This window comes from Ruminococcus callidus ATCC 27760, assembly GCF_000468015.1.
GTDB lineage: Bacteria > Bacillota > Clostridia > Oscillospirales > Ruminococcaceae > Ruminococcus_C > Ruminococcus_C callidus.
Window position 1 is genome coordinate 1 of record NZ_KI260429.1, and the last position, 3063, is coordinate 3063.

At 44.3% G+C, this 3063-nt stretch carries 6 protein-coding genes and 1 pseudogene; 2 read left to right on the top strand and 5 right to left on the bottom strand.

The genetic code is table 11. From position 1 onward, the window contains the following. Positions 1–310: pseudogene (locus RUMCAL_RS09655) on the bottom strand (phage tail tape measure protein); the annotation flags it as partial. 98 nt (positions 311–408) lie between these two features. Between RUMCAL_RS09655 and RUMCAL_RS09660 the strand changes: the two are divergent. Both RUMCAL_RS09660 and RUMCAL_RS09665 read left to right on the top strand, forming a co-directional pair. Continuing rightward, the gene (locus RUMCAL_RS09660) at positions 409–729 is read left to right on the top strand and encodes a type II toxin-antitoxin system Phd/YefM family antitoxin (protein ID WP_021682610.1); all 321 of its coding nucleotides are present in this window, start codon (positions 409–411) and stop codon (positions 727–729) included. After that, positions 726–1055 (top strand): type II toxin-antitoxin system RelE family toxin, encoded by a 330-nt coding sequence (locus RUMCAL_RS09665; protein WP_021682611.1) that lies wholly within the window; start codon positions 726–728, stop codon positions 1053–1055. The genes RUMCAL_RS09660 and RUMCAL_RS09665 overlap by 4 nt, the downstream gene beginning before the upstream one ends. A 161-nt stretch (positions 1056–1216) precedes the next feature. Here RUMCAL_RS09665 and RUMCAL_RS09670 read toward each other — a convergent pair whose 3' ends face one another. The 4 genes from RUMCAL_RS09670 to RUMCAL_RS09685 are packed head-to-tail and all read right to left on the bottom strand — an operon-like array spanning position 1217 to position 2912. Beyond that, entirely contained in the window at positions 1217–1594 is a 378-nt protein-coding gene (locus RUMCAL_RS09670) for a hypothetical protein (protein ID WP_021682613.1), read from the bottom strand. 12 nt (positions 1595–1606) lie between these two features. Continuing rightward, the gene (locus RUMCAL_RS09675; protein WP_021682614.1) at positions 1607–2224 is read right to left on the bottom strand and encodes a major tail protein; all 618 of its coding nucleotides are present in this window, start codon (positions 2222–2224) and stop codon (positions 1607–1609) included. A gap of 5 nt (positions 2225–2229) precedes the next feature. Next, the gene (locus tag RUMCAL_RS09680) at positions 2230–2547 is read right to left on the bottom strand and encodes a hypothetical protein (RefSeq protein WP_021682615.1); all 318 of its coding nucleotides are present in this window, start codon (positions 2545–2547) and stop codon (positions 2230–2232) included. Continuing rightward, entirely contained in the window at positions 2544–2912 is a 369-nt protein-coding gene (locus tag RUMCAL_RS09685; protein ID WP_021682616.1) for an HK97 gp10 family phage protein, read from the bottom strand. Before RUMCAL_RS09685 ends, RUMCAL_RS09680 begins: the two co-directional genes overlap by 4 nt. Between the last annotated feature and the right edge of the window lie 151 nt (positions 2913–3063).

The following is a 3063-nucleotide window of genomic DNA, read 5'->3' on the forward strand; positions in this document are numbered from 1 at the left end:
TGATCTCACGCTGCAAAGCATCATACTGCTGCTGTGAAATTTCACCATTTGCAAGAGCCGTATTTGCCTGTTCTGCCGCAGTTTTCAGTACTTCCAGCTTTTCTTTGGTGGCAGACACCGCATCTGCCAGCAGCTTGTGCTTCTGGGACAAGAGTTCGGTGTTGGTGGGGTCAAGTTTCAGCAGCTTCTGGACATCTTTCAGCTGCGTCTGTGTACCCTTGATATCCTTGTTGACACCTTCCAGGGCTTTGGATAGCTTGGTGGTATCGCCGCCGATTTCTACGGTAATGCCTTTGATGCGGTTTGCCATGTAATCACCTCAGTTCTAAAAAAATATCAGCTTTTTTATCAGTAAATCTATTGACATTTATGTAAAAATGACGTATACTATAAGTGGAGGTGTAGCGTATGAATATTATTGCAGCAATTCAAAATACCATTTCTATTTCGCAGTTCAATCGTGGACTTGCAGGAAAAATTTTTCAGGATGTCAAAAACAGCGGTGCAAAAGTTGTTATGAAAAACAATGCACCGGAATGTGTGCTTCTTTCTCCGGATGAATATGTCAGCCTGATGGATGAAGTGAATGATGCCCGCTTACTCACTCTGGCTGTAAAACGAATGGAAAAATTCAATCCGGAAGAAACGATTCCGGAAGAAAAAGTTATGAAAGACCTCGGAATCACAGACGACGATTTATCCGACTTTGATGAGGTAGAATTTGAATGAATTGGGAAGTAGAATATCTGCCGGAAGCCGAAAGTGATTTAAAATCGCTTGACGGAAGTCAAAGAATACTGGTCTTAAAAGCAATCAAGAAAGTGAAACAAAATCCGCTTCCTGTTTATGAAGGCGGATATGGGAAACCGCTTGGAAACAAAAACGGCAATGATCTAACTGGCTTTCTGAAAGTCAAACTGAAAAGTGCAGGTCTTAGAGTCGTATACAAAGTTGTCAAGCAAAATGATAAGATGCTGATTATTGTAATTGGTGCCAGAGCCGATGAAGAAGTATACGGCATTGCTCAAAAAAGAATACAGGAAAATGACTTGTAATCAAAACGCATCAAAATCCCTCTGATCTGCCATCACATCATAATGACAATCGTCATTCTCCCGTTCGGTGAACATATCATTCACCAGACCAATGGTCAGAAAATCCAAATCGCCCATTGACAAACCAAGCTGAACGCACCGCAACAAAAACAGCGGTGTGGTCATCGGTCGGTCAATCGGGCGATGTTTTTTTTAGACTGAACCTGTGTTTCTACATTCAAGCCCCAGAGGTCAATCAGCTGTGGCAGGATTTCGTAAATGCTGAACGTGTTGAACTGTTCCAGCCATTCATCCGGAGAAGCCGGAATGGCTGCATCGGCGTGTTTTGCCATGATATAGGCGATGTTCTCAAACACCTCAAGGCTCTCGATGTCCAGTGCAGAGGATTCCTCTGTATTTTCTCCCACAGACTTTTGCAGTGCTGCAAAGTCCTGATAAATATCTCTGCGAAATTTCAGACGATACAGTCTGGGGACTGCCGCACTTGCCTTAAACGGCACATCAATCCCATCAATGGTGATGTTCTTCTGAATTGCCATGCTGCACCCTCCTTACGCTTTTACAGATGCTGCGGATGCTTTACCACTCTGTACAGCGGCAGCCAGATTTGGCATATATACCGCCTTGTACCAATTCTCATAAACCTCGGCATCCGTTTTCTCACAGGTTTTAGTTTTTACCAAACCACTGTTCAATGCCGTTGCGGTCAAAGACAGCGTTTCTGTTTTAACTTCCTTTTCGTCCTCAATGGTGCTGGATTCTGTTGCCGGACGAGAGGCAGAACAACAGAACAGACAGTGACGAATTTTATTCTTATCTCCGCTGAATTCAAACAGCAGTGCAAACTGGGATACTTCTGCAGTATTGGTTTCCGTGAGAACGCCCTTTTCATCCAGCTTCTCACCGAGAATGTCTGTCGCAAACTCAAGCGGAACCAATGCGATTTCAAGATCGCCGGTGTAACCAGAGTTATTGTTGATCACATAGTACACACCATCGTCAGCGTAAAAATTGGATGCTTCACCTTCTGCATCGATAGACAGCGACACTGCACCGGGAATGCGAACTGGCTTTGCAAAAGTCGGTACACCTTCTTCATCATAAGAAGTGATTTTTGCATAGTGAACTTTGTTCAGACCGAACTTTACCTTGTTTTTCTCCATTGCCATATAGATCAAACCTCCATCTCATAGAGCACTTCATACAATTCTTCCGAATCAATGAATAGTTCTGTTTTTGTGTAATAAATTTCATGCTGGGAAAGCACTGACTCCACCTGTTCTTCCAATTCCGGCTGCTTTTTGTCTGTGTACAATTCAATGTCCAGCTGTTTGCAACTGAAATATGCCAAATTGTCTGCCGAAAACGTATTCTCTCCGGGAGATAAGAACAGCAAAAAAGGCGGTGCGGGACTTTCACCCTCGGCAAAATGATGGTAGGCGAAAGGCAGCCCCATTTCTTCCAGCATTTCAGCGATTTCTTCGTAAGTCATGACAACGCCTCCTCAATTAAATGCTCCAGCAACTGTACACCGTTTTCTTCCGCAGGAGCAATGTGCGGTTTTCCTGATACCCGACCGCCGCCACGTTTGGCATGACCCTTTTCCAACAAATGTGCCAGCTGATAACGATTTTTACTGTGTACAGTCATTTCAAGAGAATGGCTGTTTTCCTTGGTCTTCTTCGTTGCCCAGCTTTTCGCATACTTTCCGGTGTCCTTCGGAGCATTGGCAGAGATCTCGTTTTTCACTTGCGTGGCGGTTTTCCGGACAGCCTTTTTCATGGCAGTATCCGCAAGGTCTGCATATTCCTGCAAACCCTGCATGATTTCCTCTGCAAGATCGTCAATACTGGCCATTTTGTCCTGCCTTTCTGGCTTCTGCCATAAGTTTTAGATAATCCTTGTGCAGATAATCCGGTGTAATACCGATGATGTCATAAATGTTCCCCTGAAACAGGATGCGATTGCCTGTTACAGACGGCATCCAGTTTCGACTTTGCCGAATGAG